Origin of the sequence: Nocardia bhagyanarayanae (genome assembly GCF_006716565.1) — a bacterium.
GTDB lineage: Bacteria > Actinomycetota > Actinomycetes > Mycobacteriales > Mycobacteriaceae > Nocardia > Nocardia bhagyanarayanae.
This window is the reverse complement of sequence record NZ_VFPG01000001.1, coordinates 5162870-5180938: the sequence shown is the minus strand read 5'-3', so window position 1 is coordinate 5180938 and position 18069 is coordinate 5162870. Positions and strand designations below refer to the sequence as shown.

The 18069-nt window shown below is 67.6% G+C and carries 23 protein-coding genes and 1 pseudogene; 10 read left to right on the top strand and 14 right to left on the bottom strand.

Annotated features, from left to right (window positions below; all coding sequences use genetic code 11):
• Positions 1-5: 5 nt before the first annotated feature.
• Positions 6-854 carry an alpha/beta fold hydrolase gene (locus tag FB390_RS22485; RefSeq protein WP_141810718.1) on the bottom strand — a complete coding sequence of 283 codons (849 nt, stop codon included), beginning with the start codon at positions 852-854 and terminating at the stop codon, positions 6-8.
• Between the two features lie 115 nt (positions 855-969).
• Between FB390_RS22485 and FB390_RS22480 the strand changes: the two genes are divergently transcribed.
• The 4 genes and pseudogenes from FB390_RS22480 to FB390_RS22465 all read left to right on the top strand — a co-directional run bounded on the left by FB390_RS22480 (position 970) and on the right by FB390_RS22465 (position 4360).
• Entirely contained in the window at positions 970-1554 is a 585-nt protein-coding gene (locus FB390_RS22480; protein ID WP_141810717.1) for a TetR/AcrR family transcriptional regulator, read from the top strand.
• 102 nt (positions 1555-1656) lie between these two features.
• Positions 1657-2871, top strand: coding sequence for an acyl-CoA dehydrogenase family protein (locus tag FB390_RS22475; protein WP_141810716.1), 1215 nt, complete (start codon positions 1657-1659; stop codon positions 2869-2871).
• A gap of 37 nt (positions 2872-2908) precedes the next feature.
• On the top strand, positions 2909-3661 hold the full coding sequence (locus FB390_RS22470; protein ID WP_141810715.1) for an SDR family oxidoreductase: 753 nt from the start codon (positions 2909-2911) through the stop codon (positions 3659-3661).
• A pseudogene (locus FB390_RS22465) lies at positions 3661-4360 on the top strand (phosphotransferase). The gene FB390_RS22470 and the pseudogene FB390_RS22465 overlap by 1 nt, the downstream one beginning before the upstream one ends.
• A 211-nt stretch (positions 4361-4571) precedes the next feature.
• Here the strand turns inward: FB390_RS22465 and FB390_RS22460 are convergent.
• Complete coding sequence (locus FB390_RS22460; RefSeq protein ID WP_141810714.1) at positions 4572-5132, bottom strand: winged helix-turn-helix transcriptional regulator; 561 nt, start codon at positions 5130-5132, stop codon at positions 4572-4574.
• A 119-nt stretch (positions 5133-5251) separates the two neighbouring features.
• Between FB390_RS22460 and FB390_RS22455 the strand changes: the two genes are divergently transcribed.
• Together FB390_RS22455 and FB390_RS22450 are read left to right on the top strand one after the other, a co-directional pair.
• Complete coding sequence (locus FB390_RS22455; protein ID WP_141810713.1) at positions 5252-5764, top strand: SRPBCC family protein; 513 nt, start codon at positions 5252-5254, stop codon at positions 5762-5764.
• The gene (locus FB390_RS22450) at positions 5764-6813 is read left to right on the top strand and encodes an LLM class flavin-dependent oxidoreductase (protein WP_141810712.1); all 1050 of its coding nucleotides are present in this window, start codon (positions 5764-5766) and stop codon (positions 6811-6813) included. Before FB390_RS22455 ends, FB390_RS22450 begins: the two co-directional genes overlap by 1 nt.
• A gap of 132 nt (positions 6814-6945) precedes the next feature.
• On the opposite strand, the gene FB390_RS22445 is transcribed toward FB390_RS22450, so the two are convergent.
• Positions 6946-8055 carry a methyltransferase gene (locus tag FB390_RS22445; protein ID WP_141810711.1) on the bottom strand — a complete coding sequence of 370 codons (1110 nt, stop codon included), beginning with the start codon at positions 8053-8055 and terminating at the stop codon, positions 6946-6948.
• A 62-nt stretch (positions 8056-8117) separates the two neighbouring features.
• Between FB390_RS22445 and FB390_RS22440 the strand changes: the two genes are divergently transcribed.
• The 3 genes from FB390_RS22440 (at position 8118) to FB390_RS22430 (ending at position 10501) form a co-directional block, all read left to right on the top strand.
• Positions 8118-8915, top strand: coding sequence for a TetR/AcrR family transcriptional regulator (locus FB390_RS22440; protein WP_246124162.1), 798 nt, complete (start codon positions 8118-8120; stop codon positions 8913-8915).
• A gap of 48 nt (positions 8916-8963) precedes the next feature.
• Positions 8964-9416, top strand: a complete 453-nt coding sequence (locus FB390_RS22435; protein WP_141810710.1) for a VOC family protein — start codon at positions 8964-8966, stop codon at positions 9414-9416.
• A 128-nt stretch (positions 9417-9544) separates the two neighbouring features.
• Positions 9545-10501, top strand: a complete 957-nt coding sequence (locus tag FB390_RS22430) for an alpha/beta fold hydrolase (RefSeq protein ID WP_141810709.1) — start codon at positions 9545-9547, stop codon at positions 10499-10501.
• A 69-nt stretch (positions 10502-10570) separates the two neighbouring features.
• Here FB390_RS22430 and FB390_RS22425 read toward each other — a convergent pair whose 3' ends face one another.
• The 11 genes from FB390_RS22425 to FB390_RS22380 form a co-directional block, all read right to left on the bottom strand.
• Positions 10571-10864, bottom strand: a complete 294-nt coding sequence (locus FB390_RS22425; RefSeq protein ID WP_141810708.1) for a gas vesicle protein K — start codon at positions 10862-10864, stop codon at positions 10571-10573.
• On the bottom strand, positions 10857-11078 hold the full coding sequence (locus FB390_RS22420) for a gas vesicle protein (protein WP_141810707.1): 222 nt from the start codon (positions 11076-11078) through the stop codon (positions 10857-10859). The genes FB390_RS22425 and FB390_RS22420 overlap by 8 nt, the downstream gene beginning before the upstream one ends.
• Positions 11078-11866 carry a GvpL/GvpF family gas vesicle protein gene (locus FB390_RS22415; protein ID WP_141810706.1) on the bottom strand — a complete coding sequence of 263 codons (789 nt, stop codon included), beginning with the start codon at positions 11864-11866 and terminating at the stop codon, positions 11078-11080. The genes FB390_RS22420 and FB390_RS22415 overlap by 1 nt, the downstream gene beginning before the upstream one ends.
• Positions 11859-12254, bottom strand: a complete 396-nt coding sequence (gene gvpJ, locus FB390_RS22410) for a gas vesicle protein GvpJ (protein WP_141810705.1) — start codon at positions 12252-12254, stop codon at positions 11859-11861. Before gvpJ (FB390_RS22410) ends, FB390_RS22415 begins: the two co-directional genes overlap by 8 nt.
• Positions 12251-12577, bottom strand: a complete 327-nt coding sequence (gene gvpO / locus FB390_RS22405) for a gas vesicle protein GvpO (protein WP_141810704.1) — start codon at positions 12575-12577, stop codon at positions 12251-12253. The genes gvpJ (FB390_RS22410) and gvpO overlap by 4 nt, the downstream gene beginning before the upstream one ends.
• 18 nt (positions 12578-12595) lie before the next feature.
• Complete coding sequence (locus FB390_RS22400; RefSeq protein WP_141810703.1) at positions 12596-12832, bottom strand: gas vesicle protein GvpG; 237 nt, start codon at positions 12830-12832, stop codon at positions 12596-12598.
• 3 nt (positions 12833-12835) lie between these two features.
• Complete coding sequence (locus FB390_RS22395; protein ID WP_141810702.1) at positions 12836-13633, bottom strand: GvpL/GvpF family gas vesicle protein; 798 nt, start codon at positions 13631-13633, stop codon at positions 12836-12838.
• Complete coding sequence (gene gvpJ / locus FB390_RS22390; RefSeq protein ID WP_097244002.1) at positions 13633-14031, bottom strand: gas vesicle protein GvpJ; 399 nt, start codon at positions 14029-14031, stop codon at positions 13633-13635. Before gvpJ (FB390_RS22390) ends, FB390_RS22395 begins: the two co-directional genes overlap by 1 nt.
• Positions 14028-15284: an SRPBCC family protein gene (locus tag FB390_RS22385; RefSeq protein ID WP_141810701.1), complete on the bottom strand. Its 1257-nt coding sequence runs from the start codon at positions 15282-15284 to the stop codon at positions 14028-14030. Before FB390_RS22385 ends, gvpJ (FB390_RS22390) begins: the two co-directional genes overlap by 4 nt.
• A gap of 5 nt (positions 15285-15289) precedes the next feature.
• Complete coding sequence (locus FB390_RS33675; protein ID WP_185757136.1) at positions 15290-15889, bottom strand: hypothetical protein; 600 nt, start codon at positions 15887-15889, stop codon at positions 15290-15292.
• A 362-nt stretch (positions 15890-16251) separates the two neighbouring features.
• The gene (locus FB390_RS22380) at positions 16252-16824 is read right to left on the bottom strand and encodes a hypothetical protein (protein ID WP_141810700.1); all 573 of its coding nucleotides are present in this window, start codon (positions 16822-16824) and stop codon (positions 16252-16254) included.
• Positions 16825-16964: 140 nt separating this feature from the next.
• Here FB390_RS22380 and FB390_RS22375 point away from each other — a divergent pair, with 140 nt between their 5' ends.
• On the top strand, positions 16965-17945 hold the full coding sequence (locus FB390_RS22375) for a GlxA family transcriptional regulator (RefSeq protein ID WP_141810699.1): 981 nt from the start codon (positions 16965-16967) through the stop codon (positions 17943-17945).
• Positions 17946-18069 lie beyond the last annotated feature (124 nt).

The following is an 18069-nucleotide window of genomic DNA, read 5'->3' as shown; positions in this document are numbered from 1 at the left end:
GCGGCTCAGCGACCGGAGCGGGCCGCCGCGGCGACGTCGTCGGTCGTTTTGACGAATCTCGCGATCAGCTCGGTGATCACCTCGGGCTGCTCGAGCGTGCTGGTGTGGCCGCAGTTGGGGACGATCTCGAGCGTGGCGCCCGCGATGTGGTCGGCGATCTGCCGGGCTTTGTCCGGCGGGGTGTCGATGTCGTCGGCGCCGACGACGACCAGAGTGGGCACGTCGATGCGGTCCAGTTCCGGCAGGATCGCGGAGCGGTCGGCGACGCCGACGATCGCGCGGTGGATGCCGGCGCGCTCGGATCGGCTCAGCCGCCGAGCCCATTCGGCGATCACCGGCTCACCCGCCGAGCTCGCCCGGAACACCGGACCGAACAGGAGATTCGCGGCGCGCTCGCGCACCAGGCCCACCCCGGCGAGCCGGTAGACCAACGCGAGCAGCTTGAATTTGGCGGCCTGTACGGCGCCTTCGGCCTCGGCGCTGGTGTCGAGCAGGGTCAGCGAGCGCAGCAACTCACCCCGGCGCGCGGCGATGCGTTGCCCGACGAACCCGCCCATCGATAGGCCGACGTAGTGCACCGGCGCCAGATCCAGATGGTCGATCAGGGCCACCACGTCGTCCGCGAGAGTGTCCATGTCGTAGCCGGACGGTGTCGGCGCGCTGTAACCCTGACCGCGGAAGTCGATCGCGACGCAGCGGTAACGCGAACGCAGGGCCTCGATTTGCGGTTCGAACATCCAGCCGCCGAACAGCAGCCCGTGTCCGAACACGATGGTCGGCGCGTGCGGTCTCCTGGGCGGGAGGCCGGTGTCGATGTAGGCGAGTTCGGCGCCATTGATGTGACTGGTCGGCATAGTGACTCCTGCCTGGTCAGCGGTCGACTCATCGTCGCGGGGCTACAGGCTAGCGTCAGGTTGAGCAACGCTCAATAGTGGCTGGAGCATTGCTTCACAGTGGTACCTTCGCCAGATGACCGCGTCCGGGAGCGCCCGCATCCGACTGAGGAGCGAGGATCGTCGGCGACAGCTCATCGGCATCGGGCTGCGCCTGCTCGTCACCCGCCCGATCCACGAGCTCGCCATCGACGAGGTGGCCGCGGAGGCCGGTATTTCGCGCGGTCTGCTGTTCCACTACTTTCCGACCAAGCGCGACTACTACATCGCCGTCGTCCGCGCGGCGGGGGACCGGATGCTCGGTCAGACCGAAGTTCCCGAAAGCGGAACGTCGCAAACGCGCGAGCACGCTGTCACCGATGGCTTCGTGAGCTTCATCCGGCGCCGCCGCGCCAACTACGTGGCACTGGTACGCGCGGCCAGCGGCGGCGACGACCGAGTCATGGAGGTGTTCCAGGACATTCGCGCGACCTTGACCGACCGCATCCTGCACGCGATGGGTCGTTCCGAGGCCGACGCGATGACGCGCCTGGCCGTGCGCGGCTGGCTCGCCATGGCCGAGGAGATGGCCGTGGAAGCCGACGACGACGTCGCCACCTCGGACCTGGTCGACTACCTCGTCGACGCCCTCGGCCGCCTGTTCGACTCACCCGCCGACTGACACCGCCGAACCACGCGGCGAGCCGTACGGGCGCGCCTTATTGAGCATTGCTTAGAAATGTTCTACTGTCGCCGTGTCGGGGGGAATCGAAAAGGAGCCATCGTGGACTTCACACATTCAGCGGTCGCCCGTGACTACATCGACCGAGTCGGCACGTTCATCGACAATGAGATCACGCCGCGCGAGGCGGACTATTTCGCCACGCTGCACAATCTTTCGGACCGATGGGTCGTTTCCCCCGTCGTCGAGGAACTCAAGGCCGCCGCGCGCGAGCAGGGGCTGTGGAACCTCTTTCTGCCCGACGACAAGTACGGGGCGGGGCTGTCGGTGGTGGAGTACGCGCCGCTGGCGGAGTTGATGGGTCGCTCGCTGCTGGCTCCGGAGGTGTTCAACTGCAACGCCCCCGACACCGGCAACGCCGAGGTGCTGGTGCACTACGGCAGCGACGCCCAGCGTGCCGAGTGGTTGACGCCGCTGCTGGAGGGCCGGATTCGTTCGGCGTTCTGCATGACCGAGCCGGACGCGGCGTCCTCGGACGCGACGAACATGAGCGCGACCGCGATCGTGGACGGCGACAGCGTCGTGCTCAACGGCCGCAAGTGGTGGAGCACCGGCATCGGCCACCCGAACTGTCGATTCGTCATCTTCATGGGCTTGACCGATCCCGACGCGCACCGGCACACACGGCACTCGATGGTCTTGGTGCCACTGGACACCGAAGGCGTTCGGGTGGAACGAATGCTGCCGGTCATGGGCTACTACGACGAGCCCTACGGCCACGGCGAAGTGTCGTTCACCGACGTTCGCCTGCCGCTGGACGCGATCATCGCCGGTCCGGGCCGCGGCTTCGAGATCGCCCAGGGCCGCCTCGGACCGGGCCGGATCCACCACTGCATGCGCCTGATCGGCATGGCCGAGCGCGCGCTCGAGCTGGCCTGCGAACGGGCGAGCAGCCGCCACGGTTTCGGCAAACCGTTGATCAATCTCGGTGGCAACCGCGAACGTATCGCGCAGGCGCGCATCGCGATCAACCAAGCACGCCTGCAAGTCCTGCACACGGCGTGGCTGCTCGACACCGGGGGAGCCGCGGCGGCGATCAGCGAGCTGTCGCAGGTCAAGGCCTCGGTTCCGAGCATGGCCTACTCGGTGATCGACATGGCGATCCAGCTGCACGGCGCGGCGGGACTGTCCGACGACACTCCGCTGGCGGGATTCCTCTCGGCGGCACGGGCACTGCGGCTGGCCGACGGCCCCGACGAAGTGCACCTCGGCGTCGTCGCCCGTGTCGAACTCGCCCGGTATCGGGACCGCGCGTGACCCTGCCGCACGCATTCCAACATCAGGAGGATCGTCGATGACCACCCGGAAGCGCATTCTGATCACCGGCGCCAGCAGCGGCCTCGGCGAGGAGATGGCCCGCGACTTCGCCTCGAAAGGACGCGATCTCGCGCTGTGCGCGCGCCGCGTAGATCGGCTGCACCAGCTGCGCGACGAATTGCTCGCCGCGCACCCGGGCATCCGGGTGAGCGTGCGCGAACTCGACGTCAACGACCACGACGCGGTCTTCGAGGTGTTTCACGCCTTCCGCGACGAGCTCGACGGCCTGGACCGGGTGATCGTCAACGCCGGTCTCGGCAAAGGCCAGCCGATCGGCACCGGACGTTTCCACGCCAACCGGCAGACCGCCGAGACCAATTTCATTGCGGCACTCGCCCAATGCGAGGCCGCGGTGGAGATCTTCCGCCATCAGCGGTCCGGTCACCTCGTGGTCGTCTCCTCGATCAGCGCGATGCGCGGCCTGCCGCGCAACCTCACCACCTACGCCGCGAGCAAAGCCGGTGTCGCGGCGCTCGCCGAGGGAATCCGAGCCGAGCTGCTCGACACTCCGATCGCGGTCACCACCTTGTACCCGGCGTACATCGAATCGGAGATGACCGCCGCCGCGGGCCGCACGCCGCTGATGGTCTCGACCCGAAAAGGCGTCCAGGCCATGGTCAAAGCCATCGAGGCCGAACGCGTTCAAGCCAAGGTCCCCGCGTGGCCGGGCCTGCCGTTGGCGGCCGTGATGCGCCTACTGCCGCTGCGCGTCGTCGCGAAAGTCAGCTGATGGGCGACAAACTCGGCGCGGTCCGCGCCGAAGACAGCTTCGACCTCGCGCGCGCCGACGACTGGCTCGAACAGCGCGTCGACGGGCTGACCGGCCAGCCGGAACTCACCCAATTCTCAGGCGGCGCATCGAATCTCACCTATCTGCTGCGCTACCCGGAAGCCGGCCTGATCCTGCGTCGCGCGCCCGTCGGCCACAAGCGAGCTCCGCGCACGACATGGTTCGCGAGTATCGGATCCAGCGGCGACTGGGACCTGCGTCATCCACAACGACTGGCGGCTGGACAATCTCGTCCTCGACGACAGCGACCCGGACGACCTGCGTGTCGCCGGTGTGCTGGACTGGGAACTGGCCACCCTCGGTGATCCGCTGATGGAGCTGGGCAGCGCGCTGGCGTACTGGGTGCAAGGCGACGACGACCCGATCGCGCGTCTCTCCCGTCGCCAGCCCAGCCACCTGCCCGGTATGCTCACCCGCGCCGAGATCGTCGAAAGATACTGCGAACGTGCTGGTTCGAGCACCGACAACTGGACGTCCTACGAGACCTTCGGACTGTTCCGGCTCGCGGTCACCGCCCAGCAGATCTACTACCGCTACCACCACAAGCAGACCCGCAACCCTGCCTTCCGGACGCTGTGGCTCAGCGTGAATTACCTGCATTGGCGCTGTCGCAAGATCATTAGCCAGGCACGCCGGTAACACCACCGAACCACCGCGCAGTCGAAAAGACGGCGCGGTGGTTTTTCCTTACATCCTCGCTTGATCGAGCAAGCGGGCGCCGGTCTCGGAATTCCTCGGCTTCGCGATCGCGAACGCGATCGGTCCCCGAGCATCCGGGCGCGGTGGGCATGGCTCACCCCGGCAGTCCGCCAGCGCGGGAGAGGGTCCGATGCGGGCTCGACCGAACGCGCTACGGAGTCGCGGTGTTCTCGGCCCGCGCGGGGTCGTCGCCCGGCCGGGCGTCGTCGGATTCGTCGAGGTGGAATCGACGCCGCACGTCCGGTCGGGTGAGCAATTTCGCGGGGTAGCCCGGGCCGGGACGCGGGACGACGTCGTCGACATCGATCGGTTCGCGGCAGTGGCCGCATACCACCTCGGCCGTGCTGTCGTGCCCACACAGCTCGTGGTGGAAGACCAGCGGCGGTCCATCGCTGTCGGCGAGCCACCGATCGCCCCACCGGGTCATCGCGGCGACGATGGTGTAGAAATCGCGCCCGGATTCGGTCAGCACGTACTCGTATCGCGGCGGCTGCGTTTCGTACAGGACCTTGTCGAGCAATCCGGCCTCGACCAGTCGGCGCAGCCGCTCGGACAGCGTGTTTCTGGCGATGCCGAGCTCCTGCTGGAACTCGTCGAATCGACGGAACCCGTAGAACGCCTCGCGCATGACCATCGGGGTCCACCAGTCGCCGAGCAGGTCGATGGTGCGCGCGAACGAGCAGGGCCAGTGTGCGAACGAGGTACGCCTCATTCGACCATGCTAGCGGATCTATTTATGAGACTCAGCAGCTAGAACCGGCATTCTGGATTTGCGTAGTGGGTCTATCTACGCAACTATGGAGGTAGAGAGGCTAGCGGGAAGGTTCGGAAATGGAGTGGACCGGTCAGGTCTACGCGGACGTGCCGGTGGTGGCCGAGGAGGTCTACATCGAGGCGGGCGCGGACGCGGTGTGGGAGCTGATCAGCGATATTCACCTGATGCCGAAGCTCAGCGCCGAGGTGCGGGATGTGGCGTGGCTGGACGAGGCCACCGGACCCGGCGTCGGGCACCGGTTCGTCGGCCGCAATGCCCATCCGTCCCTGGGCGAATGGGAGACGGTCAGCACGGTGGTGGAATACGACGAACGCCGTCGATTCGCTTGGGCGATAGGCGATCCCGCTCATCCGTCGTCGGTGTGGCGGTTCGCGCTCGAGCCCACCGGTTCGGGGACGACACTGCGCCAGGAAGCGCAGATGGGACCGGCGCCGTCCGGGCTCAGTCTCGCGATCGAGGCGATGCCCGACAAGGAGCAGAAGATCGTTTTCGTGCGACTGCGCGAATTCGAGAGCGGTATCCGAACCAACCTCGCCGCCATCAAGCGGCTCGCCGAACAGGAGAAGTGATGCGCACCGCGACGACCGTGGAAGGCACCGGCGGTGATTGGCACACGATCAGCGAGTTCGTCGTCGAAGCCGAGAAGCTCGGCCTCGATATGTGCTGGGTGGCCGAGGCGTGGGGGAGCGACGCGCCCTCGCCACTGGGTTATCTGGCCGCGCGCACGGAGCGAATCCTGTTGGGGTCGGGCGTCATTCAGCTCGGCACCCGGTCACCGGTCACCATCGCCCAGACCGCGATGACGTTGGCGCAGCTATCCGGTGGCCGGTTCCTGCTCGGCTTGGGCGCCTCGGGTCCGCAGGTCATCGAAGGGCTGCACGGCGTACCGTTCGCCCACCCGCTGCGGCGCATGCGTGAGACGGTCGAGATCGTCCGCCAAGTGTTCACCGGCGGCAAGATCGCTTATCGGGGAAGCGAATTCCAGATTCCGCTGCCCGATGGGCAGGGCAAGCCGATGCGGGTCAGCCTGGAGCCGGTGTCGGTGCCGATCTACCTCGCGACACTGTCGCCGAAGATGCTGGAACTGACCGGCGAGATCGCCGACGGCTGGCTGGGTACCAGCTTCGTCCCGGAAGGCGCGGACGAGGCGTACTTCTCCCATCTGGACGAAGGCCTGAGCCGCTCCGGTCGCACCCGGGCCGATCTGGACATCTGCCAAGGCGCGGAAGTGAACATCGTCGCCGACGAGGCCGAGCTGCCGAAGGTGCTCGGCAGCCGGAAACTGGAGCTGGCTTTCTCGCTGAGCGCGATGGGCACCAGCACGACGAACTTCTACAACAGCGCCTACAGCAGGCAGGGCTGGTCGGATATCGCCGCCCGGGTGAACGAGCGCTGGCACGCCGGCGACCGCGCCGGTGCGGCGGCGCTGATCAGCGACGAGATGGTGCTGGCCACCACCCTCATCGGAACGTACGACATGGTGCGCGACCGGTTGCGGGTCTGGCAGGAAGCCGGAGTCGACACCGTCCGCCTCTATCCCGCGGGCGACACCCTCACCGCTCGCCTGGACAACCTCGGCCAGGCCCTCGACATCATCCACGCCTTGCCGTCTCGGTGAAACAGCCCGAGGAACTGTTCGAGCTGGGCACCTTCCACCGCGGTACCGGCATGGCACGGCCGGGCGGCGCCCGTTTCTCGATGCATCTGGGCTACCGCCGCGCCGACAACGAGTGGGGCCAGCGCTTTGGCGCTACCGACCGTGACCGGGGTCGGGTTCGGCTTCGATCACCGAGACCGGTGATGCCGTGGGGAGAACCCGCCGCGGGCGGAATCCGGCGCGGGTGAGAAGTTCGCCGTACTCGGCGGCCGTCCGCTCCCGGCCTCCCACCGACACCAACATCTCCATGTCGAGCAGCTTGCCGAAGTGCGGCGAATCGTCTTGCGGGAGTACGGCTTCGATGAGCAACAGGCGGCCGTCCTGGGCGATTCGGCGGCGTACGTTCCGCAGGATGTGCAGGGCTCTGGCGTCGTCCCAGGTCTCGACGACGTGCTTGAGTACATAGGCGTCGGCGCCCGCGGGGACGGCATCGAAGAAGGACCCCGATTCGATCGTGACGCGGTCGGCGACCCCGTGCTCGCGCAGCAGCGGCGGCGCGCCCGCGGTCACCGAGGGCAGGTCGAACAGAATCCCGGTGCTGCGCGGCGCCTGCTTCAAGATCGCGGCAAGCAAGCGACCGTGGCCACCGCCCACGTCGGCGATCGTGCGAAACGCGGAAAAGTCGTACACCGCGAGAATTGGGGGTATCGACATGTCCGAGACGGTCGTCATGGCGTCGTTGAAGATCTCGGCGAGTTCACGGTTCGTCTCCATGTAGTCGAAGACGCCCATTCCGCGCAGCCTGGTCACGCTTTCCTCGCCCGTCTCGACCGAGCGGGCGAGCATGCTCCAGTGCTCCCAGTGTTCGGGGCAGCCCACGAGCAAGGCGAACGCGCGCATCGAGATGGGTGCGTCGGTGCGCAAGGTGTCGCCCAGCGAGGTGAGTTCGTACCGACCGTCCTTGCGGTGACGGAACAGCGATCGGCTCGAGAGCAGGCGAAGCAGCCGACGCAGTGCGTCCGGGTTCGCGCCGACCCTTTCCGCCAGTTCCTCGGCGTCGAGTGGACCGGCGCTGAGCTCGTCGGCGATGCCGAGCTTCGCGGCGGTGTAGACGGCTTGCGTCAGCCAGCTGGCGGTGATCATTTCGAGCATGCTGACAGGCGCCGGGATCAGCTTGTGATCGATCGACTGAAGACGCGAACGCGCGCCTTCGACGAGCCGGACTATGCGGGCGGGGGGAACTTTGGCGAGCGTGGTCGTCATCGTGATCTCCTTGGCGGGATCGGCCGACCTTCGGCGAAATCGCCGAGTCGGCTTGGTCTTCGGTGGATCGGGTCGATCTCCACTCGGGCGCCGCCGGCCATCGGGGTGAATGCTGCCTATCGCGACGGAGACAGATCGGTCGACGTGCTCGTGAAGAGCAGGCCCATCGGGACTCGCAAATTCGCTTCAATCGAGTTGTACTTAAAAGCATGGACCCCGGCTCCCACGGCGTCAAGAGGCGCTACGACGCTTCCAAGAGACGCGAGAGCGCACGCTCGCGGCGCCGCGCCGTCGTCGTCGCCGCGCAGCAACTGTTCGAGCGCGACGGCTTTCGCGCGACGACGCTCGCCGCGGTGGCCGAACGGGCGGGTGTCTCGGTGAAGGGGCTCTACAACTCCTTCGGAAGCAAGGCCGATCTCGCGAAGGCCGTGTTCGACTTCGTCATCGCCGGAGACGATCAGCCGATCCCGGTCGCCAAACGGCCGGAACAGCTTGCGATGCGCGCCGAATCCGAGATTCATCGCAAGATCGAGATGTTCACCCGGGGGCTCGCCCACCGTCAACGTCGAGCCGCGCAGGTGATCATCCTGATTCGGGACGGCAGGCACGTCGACGACTCCCTGGCGCCCGTCTGGGATCAGCTCGGCGCCGAGGCACTGGCCGGAGCCACGATCGTCGGCCGCGACTGGCTGGCGACGGGCGAACTGCGCGCGGGCATCGAACTCGACGAGGTGCGCGACGTTCTCGCCAACTACTTCCGGATCGACAACTACGAATGGCTGGTGCTCCAGCAGGGGTGGACGTTCGAGCGATACACGCGATGGCTGGGCCGGACGATCGTCGACGCGCTGTGCCGGTGAGAACCAGGCGCCGCGTTTCTGTCGTACCGGCGGTGTAGTTTCCGGCGCGTGGCATTGAACTGGAAACTCGTCATCGACAGCAAGAACGCGCCCGCCCTCGCGGACTTCTGGGCCGCGGCCCTGGAGTACGAGGTGGAAGACCCCAGCCCGCTCATCGAGCAGCTGCTCGCCGCGGGCCACCTCGGCGAGGACGCGGTTGTCGAGCATGGGGGCCGCAAGATCTTCCGCGGCATGGCCGGGATCCGGCACCCGGAGGATCCGTTCGATCCGCTCAGCGGCGTCGGGCGCGGCAGGCGACTGCTCTTCCAGGACGTACCCGAGGACAAGTCCGGCAAGAACCGCCTGCACATCGACGTGCACGGCGAGCAGGGCGACCTCGAGGGACTGGTTGCCAGGCTGGAAGGGCTCGGCGCGACCCGTGTCCGCGAGTTCGACAACGGACCCGCCGGGCACTGGTGGGTCATGCGCGACCCCGAAGGCAACGAGTTCTGCGCCGCGTAGATCCGATCCCACCAAGGTGGTGATCTGTTCACCCCTTGGGGAAGCGACCTCAGCTCTCGGGGCACTCACGACGGCGGCGGATCCGGCGGACAGTTGGACACGTAATCCCCAGCGAACCGGAGCCTCCGATGTCGATCACCAGCACAGTCGCCACCTCGGCGGGTCGTCGTGCCACGGTCTCGACCCGAGACGGCGTCGAACTCGCCCTTCGCGAATACGGCCCGGCAGACGCGGAGCTCACCGTGGTGCTCCTGCACGGACACTGCCTGCGCACCGCGTCTTGGGCCTACGTCCGCGACGCGCTGATGCGCAAGTATCCGGGCGGCCGGCTCGTCTGCTACGACCACCGTGGCCACGGCGACTCCGCCGTCGCGTCCCGCCAGACTTACAACCTCGAGCAGCTCGGCCACGACCTGCGCGATGTGCTCGACGCCGTCGCCCCCTCCGGGCCGGTCGTGCTGGTCGGCCATTCGATGGGTGGCATGACCGCGCTGACCTACGCCAGCCTGTACCCGCACGAGATCGGCACTCGCGTCGTCGGCGTCGCGCTCATCGCGACCGCCGCCAACGGGCTCGCCGACGCGGGCTTCGGCCGCCTCCTGCGCAACCCGGTCATTTCCTTGTTCCAGGCCGCCGTCCGGCGCGCGCCGAGCATGATGCAGCACGCGAAGCGCATGGCCTGCAAGGTTTTCGCACCCCTCATCCGCACCGCCGAGTTCGGCGATCGCAAGGTCAGCCCTCGGGTGCTGACCCTCGCCAACGCGATGCACAATCAGACGTCGATCGTGACGATGGCGAGCTTCCTGAGCGCGTTCATGGTCTACGACCAGACCGACGCGCTCGCCGTCCTCTCCAAGATCCCGACGCTGGTGCTGTGCGGCTCGGCCGACCTGATGACGCCGCCCTCGCACTCCGTGGCGATGGCCGCCACCATCGAGTACTCGGACCTGGTCATGGTCGAGGGCGCGGGCCACTCGGTGATCCTCGAGCAGCCCCGCCACGTCGCCGACGCCCTCGCCCGCCTGCTGGAACGAGCGGGCGGCACCCCCGTGGCCGAGGATCCAGACCTCCTGCTCGCCGCATAGTTGGTGATGAGCTGTCGCGAACGCTCGGCTATTCGCGCATGAAGCTGGGGAGGCGGGAGCGGACACCCGTCACTGTTCGGGCAAAAGCGTCCCCAGGGGTCCGAGGTCGATGTTCAGGTCCTCGGGTGTGAGACCGAAGTGGTCGCGCAGTTCGTCCATGCGCTGCTCGAGCAGCATGAGGGTGGTGCCGATGCGTTCGATCTGCGCCTCGCTCAGGTCACCGTCGTCCACGCGGCGCAGCGCCTGGCGCTCCATCAACTGCCGCAGCAGCTCCACCAGGGTGAGCACGAGCGTGACGAGTCCGCGTTCGACGGATTCGGGATCGGCGTCGATACGCGGTGACAGGCCGTCGAATTCAGTCATCCGGGGTCGGTTCCAGTGCACTGCGCGCCACCGGCGCGAGCGGGTTGACGGAGATGGTGCTGACGGAGGAGATCAGGGCGCGCAGCGAGATCTGGACCATGTCGACGTCCGCGATGGAGAGCCTGATGTCGCCGGTGACGACGACGCCACCCGCGAGCACCCGATCCAGCAGATCGATGAGCGCGACGCGTCGCTCGCTGTCGGTGCGCGTCATCACACCTCCCGTTCGGCACCGGCGAACGAATACGGCGGCCACGGCCCGGTGAGCTCGAGCCGGATGCCGGGGAACTGCTTCCCGAGATCCTCGACCACCGCGGCGAATTCGTCGGCGCGGTCGTCGTCGACGAGGTAGGTGCCGTTCAGCACCATCCAGTCCCGGCGGCCGTTGAGCACCGGATCGGTCAGCGGCTGACGCCGACCCGCCGCGGCCTGGCGGACCAGGCGCTCGTGAATCTGGTCGGCGCGCTCGGCCGCGTCGCGTTCGACGGTTTCGCGCGCGGACAACTGCGCGCGCCGCCGTAGCAGATAAGCCGTTCCCGCGCCGCCTCTTTCGGTCCTGGCCAGATCGGCCTCGGCCACCGCGGCGGTGAGCGCGGCCCGGTCGCCGTAGGCTTTGACGCCCCACTCGGTCCGCCCCCGGATCAGGTCCAGCGCCGACTCGAAGGCCGCGCGGCGTTCGTCGAGCATGCCGCGCACTCGGTCGTCGTCGAGGAACACGACGGCCAAGCGCAGCGGCACGGCCGCGCCCCGTCGCGCCAGCGCGGAGACCACGGCGTCGTGAGCCCGAGCCGTCGCCTCCAGCCACGTCAGATCCTCCAGATTCCGGCGCAGCGGCTCGTCACCGAAGACCGCGAGCGGCACCGATCCCACGACTGCCGCGAGATCGCCGGATACCACCGCCCGCACCGCCTCCCCGGCCACGCCGGTCAGGTCGCCCAGGTCTTCCCCGAGGTCCGCGGCGCTGGTCACCGCGTACAGCCAGACTCCGTCGGCGTCAGTCACGGCCTCGCTCTTCCTCCCGTTCGCGTGCGCGCTCGATGGGCTTGCCGCCGATCTCCTTTCGCGATTCCAGTTCGGCGATCCGATCGCGCAGCTTCTGGTTCTCGAGTTCGAGATCGTGGTCCTGCCGCTCGAGGGCGCGTGCCTTGCTGTTGAGCCAGGGATCGGTCTCCCACCAGTCGATGCCCACCGCCTTCGCGGTTTCCAGCGACGCGACCACCAGTCGCAGCTTGATCGTGAGGAGTTCGATATCGAGCAGATTGACTTGAATGTCGCCCGCGATGACCAGGCCCTTGTCGAGGACCCGCTCGAGGATGTCGCCGAGGTTCGTCGACCGGTGGCCGCCGCCGTACGGCTCCGGCGCCGGTGATCCGCTGTTCACGACGGTCATGGCGTACCCCTCGCGCCGATATCGGTGCTACCACGGCTGTAACGCCGGGTTCTGCGGTACGCCACCAGATTCCCGTCCGAATCGAGCTCGACCTCGTAGAGCGCGAGCATGTCCGCCGACGAGGGGATGCGACGGTCCTCGAGCACCTCGACCTCCACCAGCCAGCCCTCCTCGATGGGCTCGGCCGAGGTCGCTCCCTCGGCCTGCTTCGAAGTCAGCTCGGCCAGCGCCGCGATCGCCACCGCGGCCGCCTGCCCGGCGGTCCGGCAAGGCGATCGGCCGCCGCCGTCCTCGGTCTCGTCATCCGCTCTCCGGGCGCACACTCGGATCACTCCTTCCGGTCAGGCATTGCCGCGCGGGCGCATCATCCGGTCGAGAACGGCCTGCTGGGCCTGCGCGTGCTCTTCCTCGGACAGTTGACCGGCCGCCCTGGCCTCGTCGATCGCCTCGAGCTCACGCCGGATGGTCGCCGGATCGTTCAGCTGCCGTTCGACTTCGTCCTGGATGACCTGACCGAGCCAGATCACGCCGCGGACCGGAGCGAGCGGCAACGTGACGATCGCCGAGATCAACCCCACCGGTCAGCCCTCCCCTTCCGGTGCGCGCTTCATCACGAAGTCGTAAGCCGCCATCGGGCCGAGCAGCGAAAAGGTCACGCGGTCCTCCCACTCGTCGGCGAGCCTTGCCAACGCGTCCTCCAAGTCGCCCTGCCTGGCCACCTCCACGAGGATCGCGACGTGCACCGCGTCCTGCTCATGGGTCGGGGGCCGCTCGTTGACCAGGGGTTCCAGCTCGTCGAGCGCATCGAGCACCCGGCGGGTGTCCTGGGCTCGTTTCGATTCGATGCCCTGGTTGATGATCTCGCCGAGCGCCATCCTGGCGTCGCGCGTGGCATCCGCGTCCTTGTCACGGATCGCGTCACGCAACCGAGCCGCCTCGGCGTTCTCGTCGAGCAGTTCCCGCAGGATCGTCTTCTCGACGTAGCGACCCTTGACCACGAACTGCGCCCGACCTTCCAATTCCTCGAGCGCCGAGCGGAATTCGTCCTCGTGGGCCTCGAGCAGCTCCTTCTCCACCGCTTCCGTGGTGGACATGACGGCTCCGAACCGCAGCGGCAGCACCGGTACCACGGCGGCCGAGCCGTCCAGCAGCTCCGCGTGCGCGGTCATGTCGGCAGGGGTGCCGAGCGGGCGGTCGGTCGAGATCTCGCTGACCAACGCGGCGATCTCCCCGTGTCGCACCACACTGACGCCGCGCTCGCCGACACCGGAGGCCTGCTCCTCGGGTTCCACATCCGCGGGCACGATCCCGTAGACGTACACCGCGGTACTCCCAGCGCTTTCCTTCTCTCGCGCTTCGGTCGCTTGTTCGGTGGACATCAATCCTCCCTGCGTTTCGTCGACCGGCTCTGCTTCTCGCGCCTCGCCTCGACGTCGTCCATGAAGTTCAGGACTTTCTCGCCGGCGGCCTCGAGCGCGCCCTGGGTCTTGTGCTTGGCACCGCCGCTGGCGACCTCGCCGACCAGGTCAGGCAGGCCCTTCGGTTCGGTGTCGGAGATCTCCAGTCGATTGACGGCCTCGGCGAATCGCAGATAAGTGTCGACGCTGGCCACCACGACTCTGGCGTCGATGGTCACCAGTTCGATACCGACCAGCGACACGCGCACGAACGCGTCGATGACCAGGCCTTTGTCCAAAATCGTGTCGATGACGTCGGCCAAGCCCGAAGAGTTCGGGCGGGCCGCGACGCCGCCGCCACCCGCGGGTTCGATAGTCATGCTTCTTGCCTCCTGCGCGCGGTCGAACGGCGTTCCGGGGTGCCGCGCCTGCTCCCTGATGTGGTGCGACGCACCGCCGGTGTGGTGCGCCGGCGCGCCGCGGGCCGACGGGCGGGCCGCTCGTCTTCCTCGGCTTCCTCGTCTTCCTCGGCCTCGTCGCGTTCTTCGTCTTCGTCCTCGTCGGGTTCTTCTTCCTCGGCCTCGTCTCGTTCGCCCTCGTCCTCGTCAGGTTCTTCGTCTTCGTCGGGTTCTTCGTCCTCGTCCGTCTCCTCTTCCTCGGCTTCGTCGCGCTCCTCGCCTTCGCCGGCCTCGTCGCGTTCCTCGTCCTCGCCTTCTTCCTCCTCCTCACGACGGGCTGTCTCGTCGTCCTTGACCACCTTCTTGTCACGGATTTCGCCGTGCCAGCCCACGATGTCGTCGGGGTGCAGCACGCTCTCGGTCATGACGTGACGCTGGAAATGCTTGAGCTCCAGACGAACCCGGCGGCCGGCCGCACGCCAGAGGTTGGCGGTCTTCTCGAAGAACCCGGCGGGGTGGTACTCGAGCACCACGATGATCCGCGTCAGATCGGGGGTGAGTTCGTGGAAGGTCACCGCGCCGTCGATATAGCCTTTGTGGCCCTTCGAGCGCCACACGATCCGCTCGAACGGCACCTGCTCGACGATGGTGGAACTCCAGGTCCGCTTGGACCAGAAGACCTTGCCGGACCATTCGAGCTTCTCGTCGGAGACCTGCTCGACTTGCTCGACCTTCTTCATGAACTTCGGGAAGTCCGCGAACTGGGTCCACTGGTCGTAGGCGAGGTCGATCGGGACACCGACATCGATGTGCTCGACGATATTGGTCAGCTTGAGCTTCTTGCCGCCGCTGCCCTTGCCTTTGCCTCCGGTCAGGGACTCCTTGACATCCTGGAACTTCTCCGTGGCGGAGCTCTTGAGCTTCTCCACACCCGCGCTCATCGCCGCGGACATCGGTGATTTGCCTTCGGCGAGCTTCTCGACCCCGGTCAACGCCGACAACAGGTTGCCGCCGCCGCCCTCGGCCACTTGGGTGAGGCGATCGGCTGTTCCCGATACCCGGTCGGCGACACGCATGAGAGCACGCTCGGCGATGGTTCCCGTGAGATTCCGCAGCGAGTCCTGCAGCTGCTGCTGCGGTGTGCCGGACTCGGCCGTCTTCTTGGCCCTGCTCGCGGCTCCGGTCGCGGTCTCGCCGAGCTTGCGGGTGACCTCTTCGAGTGCTTTCGCAGCCATTGCGGTCACCTCCTCGTGCGTCGCACGGGCGCGCTGTCCGCGGTGTCGGCGCGGGCTCGACGCTGTCGGGCGCCTGTCGGCTTACGCTCCCCTGAGCTGGACGCCTTGGACCTGGAGCTGGACGCCGCGGCCCGACGGCGCGTGGGCGTCCGCGCGCGGGTGGATGACGACCTCTTGCCCTTCTCGGGTTCGGTGTCCTCCTCGTCTTCCTCTTCGTCCTCTCGGTCTTCGTCGGATTCGTAGTCCTCTTCGGCGTAGTCGTCCGCGTCTTCGGGCCGCTCTTCCTCGCCGGTGTCTTCCTCCGCCTCGGCGCTCTCGCCGCGCCCCTGGAGGCGTGCGTTCAACGCGTCGATGCGGTTGCTCGCGGCGGTGACCGCCGCGGCCCGCGCGGCGTCCATCAGCTCGCCGCGAATCGTGTCGGTGATCTTGGTCAGTTCCTTCGACGACCCGAGCACCGACGCACCGCGTTGCAGGAGCTCCTGCGGGCCCCCCGCCTGCCTGCTCAATCCCGCGCCCGCCAGCATCATCGCCAGCCGCATTTTGCGTGTGCGGCCCAGCGCGTATCCGATTGCCACCCCCGCCGCCAATCTCGCTCCACCCTTCATGGTCACTCCTGGTTTGCCATCCACTCGATATCAGCGCGTGTGCGAAACGGAGCCCTCTTATAGCCTCACTCGTTCAGAGGTGGGCTGAGTCACATCACGCCCCTAGTCTTCGACGCTACGCCGAATGTGAGTCGCGTGTAACCGCGTTCTTCCTGCGAAAAGCCGGAACGGTCCGATATGTGAAACGCACGACCACGCACAAGAGCGAGAGGACTACGGTGCGGGCGCGAGATCGAACGATCGAATGCCTCGAATGAGCTGCGAGATAGCCAGACGACCCGTTCGACCACAGCGCGGCAGGCATGACATGTCAAAGGAGTTGCGAACGAGCGGAATTCACTGTCGCGAGGCGAGCTGATCCCTCAAGGCACGAGCAGGACGGCGGCGCCGATCAGCACGTCGACCACCGCGCAGAACTCCGCGAACGAGCGGGCCACGGCGCGGTTGGCGCGGTGATGCGCGAAGTCCCAGAGTCCGTGGCCGATCCAGCCCGCAGCGACCAGGTAGCGCGCCGCGGTCGGGTCGGTGTGCTGGGCGGCCAGCGCGATCGCCACGAACACGAGCGTGCCCGCGATCTGCGTCCAGAACACGCGATCGAGCCTGTCGAACGCCCATGCCCAGCCGACCGCGCCCGCCGCGACGGCGGCGAGAACGAACGAGAACGGCACCCGGTCCTGAGTGCCGACGAGCGCGAAAGACGCGCCGAGCGCGGCCAATACGAGCCATACCACGCGGGGACGGCCGACGGCGGCGGTCAGCAGGTAGATCATCGGCAGTAGCACGAGCATTTCCGCGAGGACCCGGACGGTTTGTTCCGCGCCGCTCGGCCAGACGAGGACCGTCACCACCACCGCGACCGCGCTCGGCCAGCGATGGGCAGCGGCGACCACCGACGACGGTCCGCTCTCCCGCTTCGATTCCGTCCGGACATCCATCGCGCCACCCTCCGTCGATCGCTTCGTTCACGCTCCCTCGATGCGCGCACGCGGACGACCACGCGGCGCAAGGATGTCCGTTTTCTTGGGATACCGGTCCGAACCGCCACGAGCGCCCGTCTCCGGCCTACAGTGACGGAATGCGTAGCGTGGCGGTCATCGGCTATGACGGCGCCGAGCTGCTGGACATCGCGTGTGTCACCTCCACGCTCGACGGCGCCAACCGGCTCGGCGCCGACCCCGCCTACTCGGTGCACCTGGTTACGCCCGGCGGCCGGGCGATCACCTGCGACTCCGGTTTGCGCCTCGCGGGGGAGCGCTCGCTGGAACGGTCGACCGGTCCGCTGGACACCCTCGTCGTCTCCGGCGGCCTCGGCCATCGACGGGCCGCGGCGAACCAGCGGCTGGTGGCGCACGTCCGGCGCCTCGCCGCGGTCAGCAGGCGGGTGTCCTCGGTCTGCACGGGCGCGAGTGTGCTGGCCGCGGCGGGGCTGCTCGACGGGAAGCGGGCCACCACGCACTGGATAGCGGCCGACCAGTTGGCCGCCGCGCACCCGGCTGTCACGGTCGATCCTGATCCGATCTACATCCGAGACGGCCACATCGCGACAGCGGCGGGCATGACGAGCGCGCTCGATCTGATGCTCGCGTTCATCGAGGAGGACCACGACGCCGAACTCGCCCGCCACGTCGCCCGCGGGCTGGTCACCTATCTCCAGCGGCCCGGCAATCAGGCGCAGATGAGCATGTTCACCGCCGAGCCCATGGCGGAGCACGCACTGGTCCGACGGGTCGCGACGCACATCGCCGCGAACTTGTCCGGTGATCTGTCCACGGCCGCGCTCGCCGCACGCGAAGGGACCAGCGCGCGACACCTCACGCGGTTGTTCGTCGAGCATGCCGGGGTGACGCCGGGCCGGTACGTGCGCCGAGCCCGGGTGGAGGCGGCGGCACACCTGCTGGCGAGCACCGACGCGCCGATCGCCGCGGTGGCGGCGCGCTGCGGTTTCGGCTCCGCCGAGACGCTGCGTCAGTCCTTCGTGCGGCGCTACGGCGTGCCGCCCGCGCACTATCGCGCGACCGCGGTCAGGAACAGGCGAGCCGAGCGGGTCAGCGGCTGATCAGGCAGTGAGTTCGATACCGGCGCAATTGATAACACCGTCCCACGACACGAAACAAGAAATCACGTTTCAATCACGGGGCTTCGGGGTATCACAACGATATGAATTCACGGAACGACCGAGC

Excerpts from the sequence above, each read along its gene's own strand:
- FB390_RS22450 (WP_141810712.1), top strand. The coding sequence starts at position 5,764 with ATGCGCACCGCGACGACCGTGGAAGGCACCGGCGGTGATTGGCACACG.
- FB390_RS22430 (WP_141810709.1), top strand. The coding sequence starts at position 9,545 with ATGTCGATCACCAGCACAGTCGCCACCTCGGCGGGTCGTCGTGCCACG.
- gvpJ (WP_141810705.1), bottom strand. The coding sequence starts at position 12,254 with ATGACCGTCGTGAACAGCGGATCACCGGCGCCGGAGCCGTACGGCGGC.
- FB390_RS22385 (WP_141810701.1), bottom strand. The coding sequence starts at position 15,284 with ATGGCTGCGAAAGCACTCGAAGAGGTCACCCGCAAGCTCGGCGAGACC.
- FB390_RS22395 (WP_141810702.1), bottom strand. The coding sequence starts at position 13,633 with ATGTCCACCGAACAAGCGACCGAAGCGCGAGAGAAGGAAAGCGCTGGG.
- FB390_RS22455 (WP_141810713.1), top strand. The coding sequence starts at position 5,252 with ATGGAGTGGACCGGTCAGGTCTACGCGGACGTGCCGGTGGTGGCCGAG.
- FB390_RS22470 (WP_141810715.1), top strand. The coding sequence starts at position 2,909 with ATGACCACCCGGAAGCGCATTCTGATCACCGGCGCCAGCAGCGGCCTC.
- FB390_RS22445 (WP_141810711.1), bottom strand. The coding sequence starts at position 8,055 with ATGACGACCACGCTCGCCAAAGTTCCCCCCGCCCGCATAGTCCGGCTC.
- FB390_RS22425 (WP_141810708.1), bottom strand. The coding sequence starts at position 10,864 with ATGACTGAATTCGACGGCCTGTCACCGCGTATCGACGCCGATCCCGAA.
- FB390_RS22420 (WP_141810707.1), bottom strand. The coding sequence starts at position 11,078 with ATGACGCGCACCGACAGCGAGCGACGCGTCGCGCTCATCGATCTGCTG.
- FB390_RS22480 (WP_141810717.1), top strand. The coding sequence starts at position 970 with ATGACCGCGTCCGGGAGCGCCCGCATCCGACTGAGGAGCGAGGATCGT.
- FB390_RS22380 (WP_141810700.1), bottom strand. The coding sequence starts at position 16,824 with ATGGATGTCCGGACGGAATCGAAGCGGGAGAGCGGACCGTCGTCGGTG.
- FB390_RS22485 (WP_141810718.1), bottom strand. The coding sequence starts at position 854 with ATGCCGACCAGTCACATCAATGGCGCCGAACTCGCCTACATCGACACC.
- gvpJ (WP_097244002.1), bottom strand. The coding sequence starts at position 14,031 with ATGACTATCGAACCCGCGGGTGGCGGCGGCGTCGCGGCCCGCCCGAAC.
- FB390_RS22375 (WP_141810699.1), top strand. The coding sequence starts at position 16,965 with ATGCGTAGCGTGGCGGTCATCGGCTATGACGGCGCCGAGCTGCTGGAC.
- FB390_RS33675 (WP_185757136.1), bottom strand. The coding sequence starts at position 15,889 with ATGAAGGGTGGAGCGAGATTGGCGGCGGGGGTGGCAATCGGATACGCG.
- FB390_RS22460 (WP_141810714.1), bottom strand. The coding sequence starts at position 5,132 with ATGAGGCGTACCTCGTTCGCACACTGGCCCTGCTCGTTCGCGCGCACC.